The organism is Parasaccharibacter apium (genome assembly GCF_002917995.1).
Taxonomy (GTDB): Bacteria; Pseudomonadota; Alphaproteobacteria; order Acetobacterales; family Acetobacteraceae; genus Bombella; species Bombella apis.
In genome coordinates this window covers 59,427-80,159 of record NZ_LMYH01000013.1, presented here as the reverse complement: position 1 = coordinate 80,159, position 20,733 = coordinate 59,427, and the positions used below count along the sequence as shown (strand labels likewise).

Annotated in this window: 15 protein-coding genes and 1 CRISPR repeat array; of the genes, 6 read left to right on the top strand and 9 right to left on the bottom strand. The window is 60.2% G+C overall.

The genetic code is table 11. The annotated features are described in order from the left end of the window. The first annotated feature begins 34 nt into the window (after positions 1-34). A complete protein-coding gene (locus ASO19_RS06420; RefSeq protein WP_219811875.1) occupies positions 35-688 on the top strand; it encodes a transglycosylase SLT domain-containing protein in 654 nt (217 codons plus the stop codon). On the opposite strand, the gene ASO19_RS06415 is transcribed toward ASO19_RS06420, so the two are convergent. Continuing rightward, the gene (locus tag ASO19_RS06415; protein ID WP_081562378.1) at positions 689-1,471 is read right to left on the bottom strand and encodes a DUF421 domain-containing protein; all 783 of its coding nucleotides are present in this window, start codon (positions 1,469-1,471) and stop codon (positions 689-691) included. It abuts the gene before it with no gap. Positions 1,472-1,752: 281 nt separating this feature from the next. Here ASO19_RS06415 and ASO19_RS06410 point away from each other — a divergent pair, with 281 nt between their 5' ends. Both ASO19_RS06410 and ASO19_RS06405 read left to right on the top strand, forming a co-directional pair. Next, positions 1,753-2,424, top strand: a complete 672-nt coding sequence (locus tag ASO19_RS06410) for an HAD family hydrolase (RefSeq protein WP_052348991.1) — start codon at positions 1,753-1,755, stop codon at positions 2,422-2,424. Between the two features lie 72 nt (positions 2,425-2,496). Next, positions 2,497-3,960 carry a mannitol dehydrogenase family protein gene (locus ASO19_RS06405; RefSeq protein WP_081562377.1) on the top strand — a complete coding sequence of 488 codons (1,464 nt, stop codon included), beginning with the start codon at positions 2,497-2,499 and terminating at the stop codon, positions 3,958-3,960. 246 nt (positions 3,961-4,206) lie between these two features. Further along, a CRISPR array of direct repeats spans positions 4,207-5,577; the repeat unit is 29 nt; unit sequence CTGTTCCCCGCCTACGCGGGGATGAACCG. Between the two features lie 48 nt (positions 5,578-5,625). Here ASO19_RS06405 and ASO19_RS06400 read toward each other — a convergent pair. From ASO19_RS06400 to ASO19_RS06390, 3 genes are all read right to left on the bottom strand, one after another. Beyond that, positions 5,626-6,918 carry an alpha/beta hydrolase gene (locus ASO19_RS06400; RefSeq protein ID WP_103765683.1) on the bottom strand — a complete coding sequence of 431 codons (1,293 nt, stop codon included), beginning with the start codon at positions 6,916-6,918 and terminating at the stop codon, positions 5,626-5,628. 215 nt (positions 6,919-7,133) lie between these two features. Further along, on the bottom strand, positions 7,134-8,036 hold the full coding sequence (locus ASO19_RS06395) for a dihydrodipicolinate synthase family protein (RefSeq protein WP_103765637.1): 903 nt from the start codon (positions 8,034-8,036) through the stop codon (positions 7,134-7,136). Between the two features lie 84 nt (positions 8,037-8,120). Continuing rightward, positions 8,121-8,822: a helix-turn-helix domain-containing protein gene (locus ASO19_RS06390; protein ID WP_103765636.1), complete on the bottom strand. Its 702-nt coding sequence runs from the start codon at positions 8,820-8,822 to the stop codon at positions 8,121-8,123. 153 nt (positions 8,823-8,975) lie between these two features. On the opposite strand from ASO19_RS06390, the gene ASO19_RS06385 reads away from it, so the two are divergent. The 3 genes from ASO19_RS06385 to ASO19_RS06375 all read left to right on the top strand — a co-directional run bounded on the left by ASO19_RS06385 (position 8,976) and on the right by ASO19_RS06375 (position 12,476). Further along, positions 8,976-9,569 carry a TetR/AcrR family transcriptional regulator gene (locus ASO19_RS06385; protein ID WP_043558971.1) on the top strand — a complete coding sequence of 198 codons (594 nt, stop codon included), beginning with the start codon at positions 8,976-8,978 and terminating at the stop codon, positions 9,567-9,569. Positions 9,570-9,790: 221 nt separating this feature from the next. Beyond that, complete coding sequence (locus ASO19_RS06380; protein WP_081562922.1) at positions 9,791-10,951, top strand: iron-containing alcohol dehydrogenase; 1,161 nt, start codon at positions 9,791-9,793, stop codon at positions 10,949-10,951. 133 nt (positions 10,952-11,084) lie between these two features. Next, the gene (locus ASO19_RS06375) at positions 11,085-12,476 is read left to right on the top strand and encodes an NAD-dependent succinate-semialdehyde dehydrogenase (protein ID WP_043558965.1); all 1,392 of its coding nucleotides are present in this window, start codon (positions 11,085-11,087) and stop codon (positions 12,474-12,476) included. A 79-nt stretch (positions 12,477-12,555) separates the two neighbouring features. Here the strand turns inward: ASO19_RS06375 and ASO19_RS06370 are convergent, their stop codons facing one another. From ASO19_RS06370 to ASO19_RS06350, 5 genes are all read right to left on the bottom strand, one after another. Further along, positions 12,556-13,104 carry a cytochrome b gene (locus ASO19_RS06370; protein WP_103765635.1) on the bottom strand — a complete coding sequence of 183 codons (549 nt, stop codon included), beginning with the start codon at positions 13,102-13,104 and terminating at the stop codon, positions 12,556-12,558. A gap of 3 nt (positions 13,105-13,107) precedes the next feature. Continuing rightward, positions 13,108-14,202, bottom strand: a complete 1,095-nt coding sequence (locus tag ASO19_RS06365) for a catalase (RefSeq protein WP_103765634.1) — start codon at positions 14,200-14,202, stop codon at positions 13,108-13,110. A 135-nt stretch (positions 14,203-14,337) separates the two neighbouring features. Beyond that, positions 14,338-15,996 carry an efflux transporter outer membrane subunit gene (locus ASO19_RS06360; RefSeq protein WP_373364571.1) on the bottom strand — a complete coding sequence of 553 codons (1,659 nt, stop codon included), beginning with the start codon at positions 15,994-15,996 and terminating at the stop codon, positions 14,338-14,340. An 8-nt stretch (positions 15,997-16,004) separates the two neighbouring features. Then, on the bottom strand, positions 16,005-17,204 hold the full coding sequence (locus ASO19_RS06355) for an efflux RND transporter periplasmic adaptor subunit (RefSeq protein WP_043558961.1): 1,200 nt from the start codon (positions 17,202-17,204) through the stop codon (positions 16,005-16,007). Next, positions 17,204-20,473, bottom strand: a complete 3,270-nt coding sequence (locus ASO19_RS06350) for an efflux RND transporter permease subunit (RefSeq protein ID WP_043558958.1) — start codon at positions 20,471-20,473, stop codon at positions 17,204-17,206. The genes ASO19_RS06355 and ASO19_RS06350 overlap by 1 nt, the downstream gene beginning before the upstream one ends. Between the last annotated feature and the right edge of the window lie 260 nt (positions 20,474-20,733).

The window sequence follows — 20,733 nt, the reverse complement described above, 5'->3', positions numbered from 1 at the left end:
GACAGGCAGGCAGCAGGCAGGGAACGGGTGGGACATGGGCGGAACGGGGAGCAGGCGTGCCGTAAGGTGGCGGGTGCAGGCTGGTGCCGTGCTGGTTGCGGCGGGAGGCCTGTTGGCTGGGTGTGCGGCAACGCCCCCGCAGCATCCCAATAATATCTGCGACATTTTTCAGGAAAAACGCAGCTGGTATCACACAGCCATGCGGCAGGAGGCCAAATGGCACATTCCTGCATCCGTTCCCATGGCCATCATGAATCAGGAATCAAGTTTCCGGGCCAATGCACGGACCAGACGGACCTACATACTCTGGATCATTCCGTGGGGGCATATCAGTACGGCTTACGGCTATGCCCAGGCCAAGAACGAGATATGGCGTGATTACCAGCGGCAGACTGGCGCCGGTGGCAGCCGGACAGATTATGCCGACGCTCTCAATTTCATGAACTGGTATATCACCAACAGCCGGAAGGTGGATGGCATCCCCGTCACGGACGCCACGAGGCAGTATCTGGCTTATCATGAGGGATGGACGGGGTACCGTCGCCGGACTTACGCCAGCAAGGGCTGGCTGGTGACGGTGGCCCGCAAGGTGGGCCACCGTGCCCGGCAGTATCAGCAGCAGTATGATGCCTGTCGGGACAGGCTCAAGGGCGGCTGGTGGGAAAATTTCTGGGACTGGCTGTTCTGATCAGCCGCCCTTCTGCGGGCTTGTCAGGCCGTTGGCCAGGGCCGCTGCCGCACCGGGGCTGTGAGGAGCCTTTTTTGGTGCACCATCCCGGTCATCATGCCGTGTGTGCGGGATGACGTTACCATCCATGAGCACGTAACGGAACTGGCCATCCTTGATCTCTGCCAGGAAGATGTCCTCCAGTTTTTCGATGTTCCGCTTTTTCATGTCTTCCATAAGGGCTTCTTCGGAGAGGCCAACATCTTCAAGGTCATCAGCACGGACAACCCCGTCATAATAGACGATCAGTGCAGGGAGTTTTTTCTTGTCCGTGATGGCAGTAATGGCGCCGCTCGGCTCGATCTGGGCAAAGTAAACATCATCAAAGGAATAAATACCCTGGATGTTGAGCTGGGAGGCAATGTTGAGCATGTCGATCTTGTTGTTCTTGTCACGGATGTTCTCCATAAGGAAGCGGCCATCCTTGATGATCGGAATCTGCCTGCCGATGGTCACGTTTCTGAACATGTTGATTTTTCTGCAGAAGCGTGTCAGGGTGAGCAGGATACCAACCCCGATGAGCAGGGCGATGACATATTCATGGAAGGATATGTTGGTCGTATAAAGGACGCCGCCAACGAGTCCGCCGAGGATGAAGTTGCCGACGAGGTCGATGGCGTTCATCTGGGAGACCTGGCTGCGGCCAGAGATGTTGAGATAAGCAATGATGATGGCGAAGCCGGTGACCAGCTTCAGGAACATCCAGATGTTGAGAGCCAGATTCGGAAAGAGTTGGTGAAGCATCGGGGAGAACCTTGCTATGGGGAAGAGGGGGCAGCGGGTGTCCCCCTGCTGCCGTGTAAGGGAGATGCACCTTTGTATGCAAGGCTATAAGGGGCATTAATATCTTTTCAAGATGTTGCGATCTTTTTCCTGCCTGTTACCCTTGAGGAAACAGAACAGACATCGAATTTTTCGGAGACCGAATCAGGTCAGGCAAACAAGGAGTATTCATGAGCAAGCACACGAATTTTCCGATCCCCGATCAGGCCCCTGCTGCGGTGCTGCCCACGGGGCGCCTTGATATGATCCTTTTTGACTGTGACGGTGTGCTGGTAGGGGGGGAGCATCTCTCCACAGCGCTCATGTCCGAAGATGCCCGCAGCCATGGCTGGGACATCAGTGATGAAGAAGGCAACAAGCTCTTCGGTGGTGGTGAGCTGGCCAAGATTGGCGAGATGATCGCCGAGAAGACAGGTGACAAGCTCCCGGATAACTGGGACATGATCATGCAGGACCGCATTGTGGAGATGATGCGGAAGAAGGCGAAGGAAGTGCCCGGTGCCACGAAGATGCTGCGTGATGTCGTCAACGAGATTCGCCTGCCGATCCGTGTTGGCTCCAACTCTTCCGAGGCAGAGATGGAGGCCAAATTTTCCAGCACAGGGTTGGACAAGATTCTGAAGGAAGAGCGCATCCATTCCGGCCGTGACCTGAACATGCCCAAGCCTCGCCCGGATATCTACCTGCACGGGGCGAAGCAGGAAGGGGTTGATCCGGCGCATTGCCTGGTGCTGGAAGATTCGGATGCCGGGGTCGAGGCTGCCCGCCGTGCCGGCATGGCCTGCGTGCTGCTGCGTGACCTTGACAAGCCTGCCCCGTCCTGGCCGGGCCTGCTGCGTATTGCCCATCTTGATGAGTTCGTGCCGCTGCTCAAGAAAATCATCGCTGCACAGGAAGAGCATCGCAAGGGCTGAGACATTCTTGCCTGCTGGAGGCCGGAGCCACGCTCCCGCCCGTTTTGTTCATGATCCTGCTGGAGACCTGTTATGCTGACATATGACAGCCTGAAATCCCTGCCGCAGAAGGTGGCTGGTCCTGCTTATGACGTCCGCAAGGTGACGTCAGGCATTGTGCATTTCGGGGTGGGCAATTTCTTCCGAGCCCATCTGGGGTATTATGTGGACCGTGTTCTGGCTCTTCCGGACCAGCAGCATTGGGGCATCACAGGTGTCGGGCTGCGCTCCGGTGGGAACTCCGACAGGAAGGCCGAAGAGTTTCGGGCACAGGAGGGGCTGTACTCTCTGACGGAGATTGCCGCTGATGGCAAGGCGGAGATCCGTGTCATGGGATGTTTGAGGGATTATCTCCAGGCGCCTGATGAGCCGGAGACGGTTCTCGCCCTTCTGGCGGACAAGGCCACGAAGATCGTCTCCATGACCATTACGGAAGGCGGCTACAATATTGACGAGACAACAGGGGAGTTCCGTACGTCTCTGCCTGCCGTGCAGGAGGACCTTGCCAACCCGAAAAAGCCCAGCACCATCTTCGGTTTTGTGGTGGAAGGGCTGCGCCGCCGCCGTGAGGCGGGTCATGGTGGTCTGACTGTCATGTCCTGCGACAATCTGCGGCATAATGGCGATGTGTCTCGCAAGGCGTTTGTCGGGTATGCCCGGGCTGTGGATGCGGACCTTGCCGAGTGGATCGATCAGAACGTGACCTTCCCCAATGCGATGGTGGACCGCATCACGCCGTCTGTCTCTGATGAGGGTAAAGCCAAGCTGAATGAGCGCAGCGGATTGGACGATCTCCAGCCGCTTCTGTCCGAGGATTTCATCCAGTGGGTGATTGAGGATAAATTTGCGGCAGGTCGTCCCGCCTTTGATAAGGTCGGGGTGGAGTTTACCGATCAGGTCAGTGCCTATGAACATGCCAAGATCCGTATGCTCAATTCCAGCCATCTCATTCTCAGTGCTGCGGGCATGTTGCTGAATCTGGAACTTGTGGACCAGGTTCTGGGTGAACCACGTGTGCATAAGTTTGTGGATTCTGTTCTGGAAAAGGATGTGATCCCCACACTGAAGGCTCCGCCGGGTGTGGACCTGCATAAATATAAGGCGACACTTCTGACCCGCTTCTCCAACGCTGCCATGGCAGACCAGGTAGCCCGTATTGCCTCGGATGCAACATCCAAGGCGCAGGTGTTCTGGACGGAAACAGTGCGTGCCGTGCTGGAGGGTGGCCGGGAGCGGACCCGTATCGTGTACTGCATGGCCCTCCTGCTGGAGCTGCTGCGGGGCAGGAATGAAAAAGGCGAGAAAATTGCGCTTCAGGAGCCGTTCCTGACGGCAGAACAGTTGAACATTGCTGCCTCTGACGATTTTGAGGCTTCCATCGGTCTGCCTGCTTTCGACAGTTGGCGTGATCTTCTGACCCCAGAGATTAAGCAGGAGATTGTGCGTGATCGGGAGCTGATCCGTCAGAAGGGTGTTCTGGCCAGCCTGCCCGTGTGATGAGGCGATGATCCGTTGAAAATTGATTGTGTGTAGAGAAAGGGAGGCTCCGGCCTCCCTTTTTCATGTTTGCTGTCAATCTTGTGGATAAAATTTGCTGGAGTGGTTTTTGGCTGTTCAGCGTCTCAACTTTCTTCTGTAAGGGCCGGAGAGGACTTGCCTCGGCGAGGTCATTAAAATTATATTTAATTCGGTAAGTTCTTTGACAATTAAAAAAGACTTATAATACAAATGGTTACAGGAAGTCTGTTCCCCGCCTACGCGGGGATGAACCGTGTATTCAAAAAAAGCGGCGCAGGCTCCTAAACTGTTCCCCGCCTACGCGGGGATGAACCGTTCGCCGGGTATACAATCAGATTCTTCAGCAGCTGTTCCCCGCCTACGCGGGGATGAACCGGCATGGGGTACAACCCCGACAATATCCCCTACCTGTTCCCCGCCTACGCGGGGATGAACCGAGGACCCTTCCACTCTACATTGTGCAGGGCAACTGTTCCCCGCCTACGCGGGGATGAACCGATGCCACGACAAGCAGTTCTGGTGGGAATATCCTGTTCCCCGCCTACGCGGGGATGAACCGGCGGCTTTGATGAGAAAATTATTAACTTACCTCTGTTCCCCGCCTGCGCGGGGATGAACCGCTCTGGTATCCTATAGGGGAACTACGGGTTGCCTGTTCCCCGCCTACGCGGGGATGAACCGCAGTACAATGGCAGATACGCCGGAGAAACGGACTGTTCCCCGCCTACGCGGGGATGAACCGGACTGCGCCTCCTCAACCCACGCCACGTCAAACTGTTCCCCGCCTACGCGGGGATGAACCGGAGATCAGGCGGTCAATTTTTTTCTCAGGGATCTGTTCCCCGCCTACGCGGGGATGAACCGCTCAACAGATTTAAAAAGGTGCAGGGAGAAACCTGTTCCCCGCCTACGCGGGGATGAACCGGCCAGCGCAGCTGCGGGGACGACTGTTGCGGCCTGTTCCCCGCCTACGCGGGGATGAACCGCGGACTGCCAGACCCGCTATTGAGAAGGGTGCCTGTTCCCCGCCTACGCGGGGATGAACCGCCATGCAACGAGCCGCTCCAGAAGGTCCATGCCTGTTCCCCGCCTACGCGGGGATGAACCGTGGCTCAGAAAATCGGGGTCCAGTCTGTGGCGCTGTTCCCCGCCTACGCGGGGATGAACCGTCAGGGCGGCGGCTGGGGACGGTGTTCTGGTTCTGTTCCCCGCCTACGCGGGGATGAACCGGCGTTGCGTGCTTCAAGGCCAGAACTGTTCGACTGTTCCCCGCCTACGCGGGGATGAACCGTCAAAAACAACCATCTCGCTTCAGGATTAGCTCTGTTCCCCGCCTACGCGGGGATGAACCGCACCAATTCAGAATAGAGAAAAAAATCTGCCCCTGTTCCCCGCCTACGCGGGGATGAACCGACCGTGCCCGGATTTCCATTATCCGGCCAGACCTGTTCCCCGCCTACGCGGGGATGAACCGCTGGCCGTCATGGAGCGTATCCACGCCCTCGTCTGTTCCCCGCCTACGCGGGGATGAACCGCCGGCGGACACAGAGGTTTACTTCCAGCATGACTGTTCCCCGCCTACGCGGGGACAAACTCGGTGCCAGACCGCCATCACTGGCCTGTACCGAACTGTTCGCCGGTGGGTCATGGGGTGGTTGGTGGCATATGTGGTCGCCAGAGCCATTCCAGAGCTTCGGGAAGGGTCTGTTCGATGGTGGGGCCATCCACATGCCGGGCATTGCGGGCAAAGACAAATTGGTAATCATAGCCCTTGTCGGCCAGCACGCGGGCCATGTTTTCCCCAGCCAGCACCCAGTCATGCATGCCATCAGGCATGGACGGAACGGGGTAGAACAGGTCCTGGTCGCCTACTTCGTACCAGATGTGCAGCGGGGCCAGTGGTGCCGCCGGGATGAGCGCCGCACCGGGATGGGGTGGTACGGCTTCCGGTGTTCCGGCCCATGGGGAGTGAAGCTGCCATCCCCCGCCGGGCAGAGCGGGGTCGTGCGGCCATTGCTGGTTGACCAGCGAAGGAGAGTAGGCCAGCACCCGGTGATAGAGGTTGGGCCGGAACCAGGCCATGGCAAAGGCCGCTGCCCCACTGGAGCTGAACCCCATGGTGGCCCGTTCCTCCGGGTTGCGGGAGAGAGTGAGGCTGGCCTTCTTCTCCACAAGAGGGAGGACATGCGCCTCTACCCAGTCGGCATAAGCGCCGGACATGGTGTCATATTCCCGTCCCCGTTCACTGCCCTGGGCGTCGCCACCCCCGGCTCCAACGCCAATGACAATCATGGGAGGGATACGTTTTTCTTTCATCAGCCCGTCCACCATGGCGAAAAGATCCCGTCCCGGATAGAGGCCATTATTGCTGCCATCACCAAAGATGAGAAAGGGAAGGGGGCGGTCGGTCGGCGTGTTGGGGGGGATATAGACATCCACCGTGCGGGTCCAAGGGGCCGGGTGAGCTCCGGGAACGGTCAGATTGGATGGATCGCCCGGCACGCTTGTGGAGACATGCACCATGCCTGCTTCCCCTGTGCTGGTGGTGCAGGGGGCTGGGTCATCCCGTACAGTGCCGGGGCTGTAGCCACTGGTCGGGGATGAGGCCAGCGTGAAGCTGATGATCCGCCCCTCCGGGAGCTGTATGTTCTGCCACTGTGCAGGGAGTGTGTGGGAGGTGCCAAGAATGTAGTTGCCTGTTTTATCCACAGGCGGCAGGGCGTTGTCGGGCAGGTCAATGGCTTCAGGATAAAGTGGATCATGTGGATCATGTATCGGCATGGCGCCAGAGCCACTCAGGCCGGATGTGTCGATGAAGAAAGGTTTGTGTGGTGCGGTTGTATTGGCCTGTGGGGGCTGGAGGGCTTTCAGGGGAACGCAGTCAGCAGAGGCGGCCTGTGCCAGGGTGGGGGCTGAAATACCCAGTATCAGACTCATGAGCCCGGTGCAGAGGCTGTACCGGCAAAAATGGATTTTGGTGCTCCATCGGAGCGGTGAAGGGCTTGGGGCAGAAAAACGCATGGCAAACATCACGGAAGAAGAAATATGGGACACATCGTGTCAGACGCTACCATAGTTTGCCTCATCTCCAAGCCCTGCTGTCCCGGAAATGATGGGCCTTGACCCAGGGATCAGAGGCCCATCCTGCTGGATCAGCCCGGCTGGTGGGTGTCGATCAGCGTGGCAAGTTTTTTCGCATCCTGCGGGGACACGCCCTGGAGCGGACGGGGGAGCGCACCGGGTCCAGCCAGCCCCATGATCGTCGCCGCAGAGGCGATCACACGCAGGGAGCCACCATAACGGGCACTCATCTCCCAGAAGGGGGCGAAGATGGCCTCGATGCGGGTTACATCTTCTCTCTGGCCAGTCAGGGCCGCATCCGTCAGCTGGCGGGCCAGATGGGGGAACAGGCCACCCCATTCGGAGTACCAGATGCGGGCGCCCTGCATCAGGGCACCGGCGGCGGTCGGATCACCGCTGATGCCGGGGGAGGTGCTGTCAGGCAGGGCAGGCAGCAGGCGTTTCATCCGGGCGGCAGCCTCTTCTGCCGTGGGGGAGCCGCTGGGGAGCTTGATGGAACGGACCTGCGGCAGCTGGCAGATGCGCTGCATCAGGGTATCGGAGAAATGGAACTGTGTCGTGCCGGGGGTGTCATAGACGACCAGCGGCACGGACACATGGCGGCTCACCGTTTCATACAGGGTGAAGACCTCTTCGTCCCGCAGGGGGAAGTAACTCATCGGGGGCAGCAGCAGGGCTTTGACACCGGCTTTCTGGGCATCTTCGGCCAGCAGCAGCGTGTCCCGCAGGTTGATGGCCCCGATGCTGACAAGAACCGGCGTCGTGCCAGCGTGGCTGACAGCCAGTCGGGTGATCTTTTCCCGTTCGTTCCGGGTCAGGAAGGCATAGCTGCCGGTGGAACCGAGGGCACCGATGGAATCGACTTTTGCCTCGACCAGCCGGGCGATCAGTGCGGCGAAGCGGGCCTCATCGGGTGCGTCCTGGTGCATGGGGGTGATGGGGAAGGCACTCAGCCCCGTGAAGGAAAATGTCATGGTCTGTCCTTTCCGTGTACGGTCCCGGCCATGATGGCGGGAAAAAGGCTGCGCCGTATAGAAGGAATGTGACAGGCCGTGGTTTCAGCGGGGCAGGGGGCCTGCCCGGTACCGGCCCGGTGTCGTGCCGAATGTCCGGCGGAAGAGGCGGCCCATGTGGCTCTGGTCGGCAAAGCCTGCCTCCATGGCGGCCTGAAGGCTGCCGACACCGGCCCGCAGCTGCGTTTTCACATGGTTGAGCTGCTGGAGCAGGCGGAATGTCTGTGGTGATAAGCCGTAATAACGCTGGAAACGGCGGGAATAGGCCTCCCGGCTCATGTTGGCCTGTTGGGCAAGACTCTGGATGGACGTCGTGAGCGACATGTCCTGCATGGGCAGGGGAAGGCGTGGTGGGGCGGCCAGATGGACATGGGACGGACGGTCACCAAGGCAGTGCTGGATGAGGGCGGCGCAGTCTGCCTGGTCCAGAGGGAGACCGGGCGTGAGATAGAGGTTCAGGCAGAGTGTCTGCCCGACACGGGCTGGATCGGCATCCTGCGAAACGTGGGGCGTACCCGCAGGAATGAGCAGGGCCTGCCCCGCCGTGAGGTGGACGGGCTGGCCAGCGATGAGAAAATGGCGACAGCCGGAGAGGATGAAGGCCAGCTGGTCTTCCTGATGGAAATGCAGTGGCAAGGCGAGCGTGGTGCCCCGGGCCATGCTCATTTCTTTCACGTCAGGATGGCCTGCCCGCCAGTAGTGCCACGGGGGGCCGGGAGGCATCAGGGAGGAGGAAAGAGGGAGCATGATGTGGTGCCGGGGCGTCGTCTGGTCCTTGATAGGGGGGGCAGGATAACCTGTCTTCCGGGGGAGCGTCCATCTGATCTGGAGGGTACCAAAAATAGAATGACCGGTCTATTCTTTGTGGACAGAACAGGTCTTTCCTGATAGGATTACAGCATGACAGTTGCAGAAAAGCATGAGCAGGCCCGTCGGCGTATTCTGGAATCTGCCCGCCCTCTCATTGGGCTGCGGGGGTTTTCTGCCGTGGGGCTGAGCCAGATTCTGGAGGCAGCTGGTATCCCCAAAGGCTCATTCTACCATTATTTCGAGTCGAAAGAGCATTTCGGGGCTGCCCTTCTGGAGCTTTACAACGAGCAGTATCTGGTCAAGCTGGAAGCTCTCATTGCGCAGACGGGCAGGACCGGGTTTGAAAAACTGTCTCTGTATTGCCAGTGCTGGGTGGATGCCCAGCAGGATGGCTGCCTCAATGAGAAATGTCTTGTCGTCAAGCTGGCGGCGGAGGTGTCCGATCTTTCGGAGAGGATGCGGCTGATCCTTGCCGAAGGCACGACCCGGATCGTGGACTGTCTGGCCCGTATCGTCGAGGAGGGGCAGAAGGATGGCTCCATCACGAAGGCGCTGCCCGCCCGGTATCTGGCGTCTTCCGTGTATCAGACGTGGCTCGGAGCCACTCTGCTGGTCAAGGTCACGCACCAGCAGGCTCCGTTCGAGGAGGCTTTCGAGGCGACCCGTCATCTTGTGACAGTCTGAGTCATCCCGGTTTCCTGTCTTTTTTCGAAGCAGGAAAGTTTTTTCGGGAAGGGTCTTTCATTTTCGAGATGACCGGTCTATTTGTTGAGTGTTCCCGATGAAGGCTCAGGGCCGATTCCCTAAAGGCTTTGGGACCAGGGAGAGAATGGTATCTCACATGGCCGTTAAAGATGACCGGTCTATTATGTGATCTGGCCTGAAAGAGCGGCAAGGAGGACAGCATGGATAATTTTGAATTCTATAACCCGACAAAAATCCTTTTTGGCAAAGGGATGATTGCCAGGCTGGATGAGCAGATCGACCAGCAGGCCCGGGTTCTTGTCCTCTATGGTGGTGCCAGCGCCGAGAAGAGCGGTACGCTGGGTGAAGTCCGCAAGGCATTGGGGCAGCGGACATTCTGCGAATTCGGCGGGATTGAAGCCAACCCGACTTACGAGACGCTCATGAAGGCTGTCGAGGTCGCCCGCAAGGAGAAGGTGAATTTCCTTCTGGCTGTTGGTGGCGGTTCCGTCATGGATGGCACGAAATTCGTTGCTGCTGCCGTGCCGTATCAGGGCGAACCGTGGGAAATCCTGCTGAAGCAGGGTGAGACGGTCCAGCAGGCCCTGCCGCTGGGAACGGTCGTGACACTGCCCGCTACCGGGTCGGAGATGAACAGCATTGCCGTGATCTCCCGCAAGGAGACGGGCGACAAGCTGGCTTTCTCGAACCCGCACGTCTTCCCGGTCTTTTCCATTCTGGACCCGACCCGCACTTTCAGCCTGCCGCCCCGGCAGGTGGCCAATGGTGTGGCGGATTCCTTCGTCCACGTGATGGAAGCGTACATGACCCTGCCGCAGGATGCGATGGTGCAGGACCGCTACGCTGAGGGCTTGTTGCTGAGCCTGCATGAGATTGGCCAGCGCATCACCAGTGCTCCTGCTGATGACTACGACCTGCGTGCCAACCTGATGTGGGTGGCAACACAGGCCCTGAATGGTCTCATCGGGGCTGGCGTGAAGCAGGACTGGGCCACCCATGCCATCGGCCATGAGCTGACGGCGAAATACGGGATCGACCATGCCCGCACGCTGGCCATCGTCTTCCCGGCCATGCTGAAGGAGCGTCGGGAGCAGAAGCGTGCCAAGCTGCTGCAATATGCCGCCCGTGTTCTGGGGCTGACGGAAGGCACGGAGGATGAGCGCATCGATGCCGCCATTGCCCGTATCGAAGCCTTCTTTGAAGGGCTGGAGATTCCGGTCCGTCTCTCTGCCTACGACATCGACCGTGCTGGTATTGATCCCATCATTGCCCAGCTGGAAGAGCATGGCATGACAACTCTTGGTGAACATCAGGACATTACGTCAGAAATCAGCCGCAAAGTTCTGGAAAGAAGTTTGTAAGGTTCCAATATCTGGTTGGGGGGCGGCAATGGTCCGTGTTGTTGCTCCCCAGCCGACCTTTGGGCAGTGATTCAACACTGTCCATATCACACCCAGGTTCCGCTGCAGGGACCCGGGAAGAACGAGGTGTATCATGGCATTTGCCACTGTTAATCCTTATACGAATGAAGTTGTCAAAGAGTTTCCGGAAGCAACGGAACAGGACGTTCAGGCCGCCCTGGCCCGGGGACATGAGGCTTACGAAGCATGGCGGGAAACCAGCTTTGAAGAGCGCGCCAAGCTCATGAAGAACATCGGTGCCCTGCTGCGCCGTGATGCGGAGAAGCTGGCCCGTCTGGCTGCGCTGGAGATGGGCAAGGTTCTGGCCGAAGGGAAGGCCGAGGCCATCCTGTCTGCCCAGATCTGCGAATATTATGCCGAGAATCTGGCGGAGCTGCTGAAGCCGGAAGATCTGAAGCTCTCCGACCCCAAGATGGGGCGTGCCAAGCTGGTGTATGAGCCGCAGGGCATCGTGCTGGCCATCGAACCCTGGAACTTCCCATATTATCAGGTGCTGCGCATTGTGGCGCCACAGCTTTCTGCCGGTAATGCGGTCCTTCTGAAACATGCAGGCAACCTGCCGCAGTGTGCTGCTGCCTGCCAGGAGCTGGTTGAAGAAGCGGGCGCACCGAAGGGGCTGTTCCAGAATATCTACATGCCGCACAAATTCACGGAGATGGTGCTGGATGATCCCCGTACCTGTGGTGTGGCGTTGACAGGGTCCGAGCGGGCCGGGTCCATCGTGGCTGGTGCTGCTGGCAAGGCTCTCAAGAAGGCGACCATGGAGCTGGGGGGCAGCGATGCCTTCATCGTTCTGGATGATGCCGACCTTGAGAAGACCGTCAAATGGGCCGTGTTCGGCCGCCACTGGAATGCCGGTCAGGTCTGTGTCTCTGCCAAGCGCATCATTGTGGTGGACAGCCTTTATGACCGCTTTGTGGAACTGTACAAGAAGGGCATTGCCGAGCTGAGGGCCGGGGATCCTTTGGACCCGAACACCAATTTCGCTCCTCTTTCTTCCCAGCAGGCTGCGGATGATCTGCGTGAAATGGTGGAGAAAGCCGTCAAGCAGGGAGCGAAGGCTGAGACCATTCCTGTAGCCGTGCCTAACCAGGGGGCGTTTTTCCAGCCGGTTGTTCTGACGGAACTGGATGAGAACAATGAGGCCCGTCATTGGGAGTTCTTTGGCCCGGTTTCCCAGCTTTATCGTGCCAAGGATGAGAACGATGCCGTTCGCATCGCCAATGACTCTCCGTATGGTCTGGGTGGCGCCATCTTCTCCAGGGATGAAGCCCGGGCAGTTCGTGTGGCGTCCAAGATCCGTACCGGCATGGTGTTCATCAACCACCCGACCACGACCAAAGCGGAACTGCCTTTCGGCGGTATTGCCCGCTCCGGTTATGGGCGTGAACTTATGAGCCTTGGGATCAAGGAATTCGTGAACCACAAGCTCGTCAATGTCATGGACATTGACTCTCCGTTCTGAAGAACGGGCTGGCCCGTATCTTTGGTCATGAAAAAGGCGGCTCCATCATGGAGCCGCCTTTTTTCGTGTCTGGAGGTTTTTATCGCCCCAGCATGGAGCCCATGACACCGTCCCGCCGGATGATGCCGTGCAGCAGGGCCGCTCCGATATGGGCGAGAATGAGCAGGATCAGCCCATAGGCCAGAAGACTGTGCAGGCAGCGCAGGGCACCCCACAGATGGGGATGGAAGCCCATGAGCGGCGGGATGTGGCAGCCCCCCCACAGGGTGATCGGGTATCCGCCAGCCGAGAGCATGGCCCAGCCGACCAGCGGCAGGGCGATCATGAAGCCATAAAGCAGGATATGGGAGACATGGGCGGCCAGCTTCATGGGGCCGGGCATGTCCATTGGCAGGGCAGGTGTGTGGTTGGCAAACCGGTTGACAAGCCGGATGACCACCAGCAGCAGGAGCAGGAACCCCACCGTGCGATGCAGCGTGAAGAGACCAGCATAGTGGATGGTGGAGTCATGCGCCATGACCAGCCCGACAAAGAGCATGACGATGATGAGGACTGCCATCACCCAGTGCAGCAGGATGGAGAGGCGGGGGAAGGGCGTAGCATGGCCTGTATTCTGTGGAAAAGACATGGGTTACTGGCCCTTCTCGTCTTGTGTGAGGGTCGGACTGGCAACATCGCCCGGCGTGACCATGCTGGGTGCTTTGTGCTCGGCAGACCGGGTTGCATAGGACCTCATGTAGACTGACGAGCGCAGGGCCAGCAGCGGGTCGTCAGAGGCGCTGATTCCGTCAGGCAGGATGGTGGGGTCGAACACCATGGGGCCACAGGGGCTTTCATCCTCGCTGTAGGCCTTCGTGAAGGTCACCGTGCCGACCGTTACCTTCTGGTCCGCATTGTCCCATGGCTGGCTGGAGTCGTTGACCGGGTCTCCTTCACGGGCCACCGTGGCAACGATGTCCCAGCGGAGGGGCCGTTGATCCAGCGTCTGGACCAGCCGTTTGAAGAGATAGTTGCCATCATTGGCGCCACTGCCGTCAGCCGGGCTGAAGGGTTCCTGCGCCACGGCAGCCCAGCGGACGGCTGTCTTTTTTCCAGCTTCATCTGTTAGGATGAAGCTGTCGAGGCTGTTGTATGTGTCGTTGGTCAGGTCGGATGTCTGCTTGTGGGCTTTTGCCTGTTCAAAAGCCGTTTTCAGCCAGGGGCGCTGGGCTGCATAGGCCTGAACGGCCACAGGGTCGGGCCTGTGGGTGGCAGGGTCCAGCTTTGCGGCTCCGAAGAAAGCGTAAGCATCGGCAATATCCCGCATGGACTGGAGAGGGGCATCCACCAGCGCCAGCCGCCAGTCATCACCGGATGGGGAGCGTATCTGCATGGAAAGGCTGCGGGCCACGGCGGGATTGTCCGGCAGATACGGCAGTGGCGGAGCCAGTGAGAAACGCCCCATGACAGGCAGATGCTCGCCCCTGAAGATGCCGGAACGGGACAGGGCCCGTCCCTCTGGAGAGGGATCAAACCAGCCGGTGGTACACATGCCTTTGGCATGAGCACGGCGGAAGCCATCACCCGGAGCCCCAGCATTATGGAAGCGCTGCATGAAGTGGGAAGGAGATATGGCGGCCGGACTGAAAATGTCGGCCGTCCAGGCCAGCAGGCCACCCAGACAGAGTGGCGGCAGAATGACAGCCGCCCAGCGGGCCGGACTGCCCTTGCGGGGGGAATGCGCCATTGGATGCTCTCCTCAACAGGTGACGAAACTAATTCGTAGGCTGTATCAGATGTTACCAGTGACGGGAAGAAAAGTGGACGGGCCGCACCAGAAGACTCCACCCGCCGGACGGGGCGGGTGGAACCGTTCTTTGCCTCAGGGCATCGCCCCGATGGGAAGCGGCTTGAGGTGGGCATTGGTGCCACGGCCTACGGCATCCGGGGCATCATGGGTCAGGTCCTCATGGGCCTCGGGATGTTCGGAGGCATTGACGTCACCAACCTGCTTGGGGTGGTGCAGCCCCTCATACTGGAAGGCACCGACCGACAGCGTCTCGGCCATCGTGGGAAGGTTCTTGGAGTCCCACCCGCCGCCAAGGCTGCGGATCAGCGAAACATCAGCCTGATACAGCCTTGTGGCCACCTCCACCTGCGTGATGCGGCTGCGGAGGGTGTTTTCCTGGCTGAAAATGGCATCCAGATAGGTGCCCACACCGCCCTGATAGAGCGTCATGGTCATGTTCTGGGTTTCCAGATTGGCATTGACGGCCTTTTCCAGAGCCTGGTTTTCCAGATTCAGGCGGTTGGTGCGGGAGAGACCATCCTCCACTTCCCGGAAGGCGGAGAGAACGGTCGTGCGGTACTGGTCCCGTGTTTCCCGGTAGGCGGACCATGACCGCTGGAGTTCCGCCCGATGTACGCCGCCATCAAAGAGTGGAATGTTCATGCGGGCACCGTAGGTCCAGAGCGAGTTGGCCAGATTGGCCAGCTTGAAGCCGTTGGCCTCGAACCCGGCATCCGCATTGAGAGAGAAATGCGGGTAGAAGGCGGCACGGGCAATGCCGATGGCCCGGTTGGCCTGGGCCATCTCACGCTCCGCACTGGCAATGTCGGGCCGCCGCTGGAGCAGGCCCGAGGGCACGCCCGCCGGAATGTTGGGCTGGTGGAAGTCCAGCGCCTTGACGGGGTCGATGTGGAAGCTGGAGGGCGCACTGTTGGTCAGCACGGCGATGGCATGTTCCGTCACCTCACGGGCGGCCTGGATGTCATACAGGGCGGCCTGCGTGGTGTAGAGCTGGGCTTCTGCCCGGGCGAGGTCCAGCCGGGGGGCCGCCTTGTATTTCAGCTGGGTGCGGGTGACATCCAGTGCCCGGTTATAATAGGCGATGGACTGCTGGTAGATGGCGATCTGCGCATCATAACCACGCAGCTGGATGTAGTCGGTGGCCAGCTCGGCCTCCAGGCTCAGCCGTGCCATGGCGAAGCGGGCGGCCTCCTGCTGGGCGGCCTGCCGGTTCATGCGGACACGGTTGCGGATGGCGGACCAGATGTCCGGCTCCCACGAGGCCAGACCGGCATATTCTTCCTGCGTCTGGGTCAGCGTGGCCCCGTTGCGGAAGAGCCTGTCTGCCGACTGCTTGTTGTCCGACCCGCCTGCATCAAGGCTGAGATGCGGGAGCAGGTCCGCCCGGGCTTTGGCCACGAGGGAGCGGGCCTGAAGGAAACGCTCGGCGGCGGCCTGGAGGTCACCATTTTCGGCAATGGCCCGGTCTTCCAGCTCGTTCAGCAGCGGATCATGAAAGAGCGTCCACCAGTCGCTGGGGAGAGTGGCATCGGCGGGCTGCGCCACGGCGAAGGGGGCCTGCCCCTGCCAGCTGTCCGGCACGACAAAATGCGGCGGTTCGTAGTGTGGGGCGAGGTCGCAGGCACCGAGGCCCGTCAGGGCCAGCAGGCTGCCACCAAGGGCAGTCCGGCGGGCAAGACGGCCCAGCCTGCGGCGGGTCTTCTTCATGGAGGAAGAACGGTCAGAGATCATGGTGGTCATCAGTCATCATCTCCGGATTCTTCCCAGCCGCTCTGATTGTAGCCCCGGGCCGGTGTCACGATGTGGACGGGGTCGCCTTCCAGAAGGTCGGCGGGCGGGTTGTTGATGATGCGGTCATCCGCTGTGATGCCTGCCTGAACCTCGGTGGAGCTGTCCGCCATCTTGCCGACACGGATGTTCTTGAAGTGGACGGTGTTCTTCTGGTCCACGGTTGCCACCTGCATTCCTTTTTCCTGAAAGACGAGGGACCCCGTGGGAATCTTCAGCAGGTGGGAGGCATTATTGTTGGCTTTCAGCGAGACAGAGGCGAAGGTCCCCGGCCAGAGGGCGTGGTCGGCATTGTCCAGCGTGAATTCGGAGACGGCCGTTCTCGTGTTGGGGTCATAGCCGAGGGATGCCGTCAGGAACTTGGCCGTGAAGATGCGGTCCGGATACTGCGGCACGTGGACCTCCGCCGTCAGCCCGTCCGTCAGCATGTAGGAGAAGATTTCCGGCACGGAGATGAAGAGACGCAGGCGGTGCGTGTCCGCCACGGTGAAGAGTTCGGAGGCCCCACCAGTGGCGTTGAGCTGCCCGCCCCCGCTGTTGACATAGTCACCCACATTGATGGAGCGGGCCGTCACGACACCATCGAACGGAGCCACGATTTGTTTGAACTTCTCCAGGGCGGCGAAGTGGTCCACATTGCGCTGGGCTGCTTCCATCTTGGCGTAGGCGGCCTGTTCATCCGCCGTGGCGACGGAGACGGACTGCCCGGAAACGGCCTGGGAGTGCCCCATGGCCCGCCAGCGGTTGGCCGTCACGGAGGCCAGATTGTACTTGGCCTTCTGGGCATCAAGGTCTGCCAGGGCCTGGGCGTACTGGGCATCCAGTGCCGGGGCGTTGATTTCGGCCAGCACATCACCCTGATGGACGACGGCACCGTAATCCTTGTACCACATCTTCACGTAACCGGAGACCTGCGCATAGATCGGCGCCTGATACCAGGCATCAATCGTGCCGGGGAGCGTGAGGCTCACCTTGCTGTCCGCCTTGTGGGGCAGGATGATGGCCACGTTGGGCACGGCACTCTGTTCCGCCACGTCATGCAGGTGGGCGTTGTGGGCCATGCGGCCGAGCAGCAGCACGATGATGTAGAGGCCCAGCACCAGGGCGATCAGGCCGAGCAGTAATTTGTGTTTGCGGGACATGCTGGCCATCAGACGGTCTCCTTATGACGCGCAGTACGGTTGTGGATGATTGCATAGACACAGGGAACGAAGAGCAGCGTGGACAGCGTGGCGACAATCAGCCCGCCAATCACGGCCCGGCCCAGTGGGGCATTGGTGGAGTTGGAGGTGGCCATGGGGATCATCCCCACCACCATGGCAAGGGCGGTCATCAGCACGGGGCGGATGCGCTCCCGTCCGGCTTCCGTCGCTGCCCGGAGGGCATCACCATGCAGCTCGATCCGCTCCCTGGCGAAGGACACCACGAGGATGGAGTTGGCCGTGGCTGTCCCCATGCACATGATGGCCCCTGTCAGGGCCGGGACGGACAGGCGTGTCCCGGTCAGGAACAGGGCCCAGGCGATCCCGGCCAGTGCGCCGGGCAGGGCGGTGATGATGATGAACGGGTCCATCCAGGACTGGAAGTTGACGACGATCAGCAGGTAGATCAGCACGATGGAAACCATCAGTCCGATGATGAGCTGGCCATAGGCTCCGTACATGGTCACGGCGGCCCCATGGATCTCCGTTGCGGCCGTCTTGGGCAGCAGGGATTTCGTGTCGCTGATGACTTTCTTGACGTCCGTCAGCACGGCCCCGAGGTCCCGTCCTTCGGTGGAGACGTAGATGTCCACCTCCGGCATGGAGTTGAAGTGGGACACTTCACCCGGCGTGCCGGTCGGCACGACGGTGCTGATGCTGCCCAGAAGCTGGTCGCCCGTACCGGTCGGGTTGCCGTCGCCCTTGTCCACCGGAATGGTCAGCAGGTCGCTCAGATGCGTCAGCTGGTCCTGCGAGACGTAGGTGTTCAGCGGGAATGTGACGTCGTTGCTGGGGTCGAGCCAGAACTGCGGGTCCACCGTGCTGGAACCGGAGAGCGTCATCAGCTGGTTGTTGGCGAGGTCGGCCTCGGTCAGGCCGGTGGCCTGGCTGAAGGTCCGGTTGCCACGGATCATCAGTGTTGGTGTCTTCATCGTCTGCTGGATGACGACATCGGCAGCTCCCGGGATGTGCCGCAGGCGGGTCATGATCTTGCGGGCATAGTCATAATTGTCGGCAATGTCCGGCCCGTTGATCTGGATGTCGATCGGTGCGGGAGAGCCGAAATTGAGGATCTTCGCCGTCAGGTCCGCCGGCTGGAAGGTGAAGACCGTCCCGGGGAAGCGGGCGGAGAGGTCCTTGCGCAGCAGGGCACGATAATCCCACACGGGGGAGGCCTCGTTTTTCAGGGCGATGGTCAGGTCGCAGTCCTGCGTCCCGATGGTCGGTGTCGGGATGAAGGCCTGGTTGTGCGCCCCTTCCGGCAGGCCGCAGTTGCTGACGATCTCTTCCACCTGGCCGGGCAGGTCCTGCTCGATGCGGTCGGAGACCAGAGCGGCAATGCGGCCCGCAACCTCGATACGGGTACCCAGCGGGGCCCGCATATGCATCTGGAGGGCGTTGGACTTCGTCTCCGGGAAGAAGTCCCGCCCGGCCGTGAAGTAAAGCCCCAATGACAGGACGGAAAGGCCCAGGAAGATGCCGACAAACAGTTTGCGCTGCTCCACACAGCGGACCAGAATGGCGTAATAGCCGTCCCGGAAGCTGTTGAACTTTTCCTCAAAGCCCTGCTGGAAGCGGATGAAGAAGCCCATGACACCGCTGCGTGGTGGCAGGGGAGCGGAGTGATTGTGGCTGTCTGTCCCGTCGCCACGGTTGGCCGGGTGACCGGCTGCCACGGCAGTAGCGTTGGCATCGGCAGTATGCTGCTCCCTGTCCGGGATGTCATGCCCGTGACCATGATTGGCCAGCAGGTATTTTGCCATGGTGGGGACCAGCGTCCGGGAGAGGACGAAGGAGGCGATCATGGCGAAGATGATGGCTTCCGCCATCGGGCGGAAGAGGTAACCGGCCACGCCGTCCAGCTCGAACAGGGGCAGCCACACGATGCAGATGCAGGTGGTGGAGACGAAGGTCGCCGTCACGATCTGGTTGGCGGCATCGATGATGGCAGGTTCAAGCTCCTTGCCCATTTCGAGATGGGTGTCGATGTTCTCGATCATCACCGTGGCGTCGTCCACGAGGATGCCGACCGCCAGGGCCAGCCCGCCCAGTGTCATCACGTTGATGGATTCCCCGGCCCAGCTCAGCCCGATGACCGAGCAGAGAATGGCCAGCGGGATGGAGGTGGCGATGATGACGGTGGACCGCCACGAGCCGAGGAAGAGCAGCACCACGATGCCGGTCAGGAAGGCAGCGGTGACCATCTCCCGCACCACGTCCTTGATGGCGTCCTTCACGAAGATGGAGGCGTCGGTCAGGATGCTGACCTTCACGTCATCCGGCAGCACGGCCCGCAGGCGGGGGAGGGCCTTCTTTACGCCATCCACCACGTCCAGCGTGGAGGCCTCGCCGCTCTTCATGACGACGACCTCGACGCCCTGACGTCCCTTCACGAGCACGAGGTTTGTCTGCGGATGGCCGCCACGATAGACGTCCGCCACGTCGTGAACGTAGATCACCGCATTGCCCACCCGTTTGACCGGAATGTTGCCGATGGCCTTCATGCTCTTGGGGGTGGCGTTGGTCTGCACCATCCAGTCCACGGCGTCGATCTTCTGGTCACCGGCGGGCAGGACGATGTTCTGGTCATGCATGGCGTTCTGCACGTCCATGGCCGAGAGATGGTGCGCCCGCAGCTGGTCCTGGTTCAGCGTGACCATCACGAAGCTGTCCATCCCGCCATAGGGATGCGGCACCACGGCCCCCTCGACGGTGACCAGAAGCGGACGGACACGGATCATCGCCAGCTTGTAGAGGTCGGACGGCGTCTGCTTGTCCGAGGTGATCTGTAGCGAGATGACTGGAACGGAAGACGCATCCAGCCGCATGATCATCGGGGCCGGGATGTTCACTGGCAGCTGCTTGATGACGGTCTGGGAAATGGCGGTGACTTCCGCCTCTGCCTCGCCAATCTCAGACCCGGGCTGGAAGAAGATCGTCACGATCCCACGCCCGTAATAGGAGTTGGACTCCATGTGCTCGATGCCCTCCACGGTGGAGGTCACCATCAGCTCGTAATTGTAGATGATGCGGCCTGCAAATTCCTCAGGCAGCATCCCGCCATAGGTCCAGACGGCAGAGACCACCGGAATCTTGATATTCGGAAAGACGTCAGTCGGTGTTTTGAAGACTGACATCACCCCGAACATCACGATCAGGATGGACAGTACCACAAAGGTCAGAGGCCGCTTCAGGGCGGTGATGACAATGGCATTCATGGGTCGGACTGTTCCAGTTTTATTCCAGAGGCAGAAGGAAGCCGGGACAATCTAGGCAAAAAGGACGACAGGGCGAATTAAATACTGTTTTAGTCTGAGTTATGACATCTCCGTAAGGTACGGCACCTTCTTCTGTAGGGCAGGCAGAAAGGCCCCTGCTTCTGTTCTACAGTCCTCATCCTGTCACGAGATGACGGGAGCATAGGTTACAGGAATGTCACGGAATGCAACGCTCCGTCTGTATGGGTACGGAGGGAAAA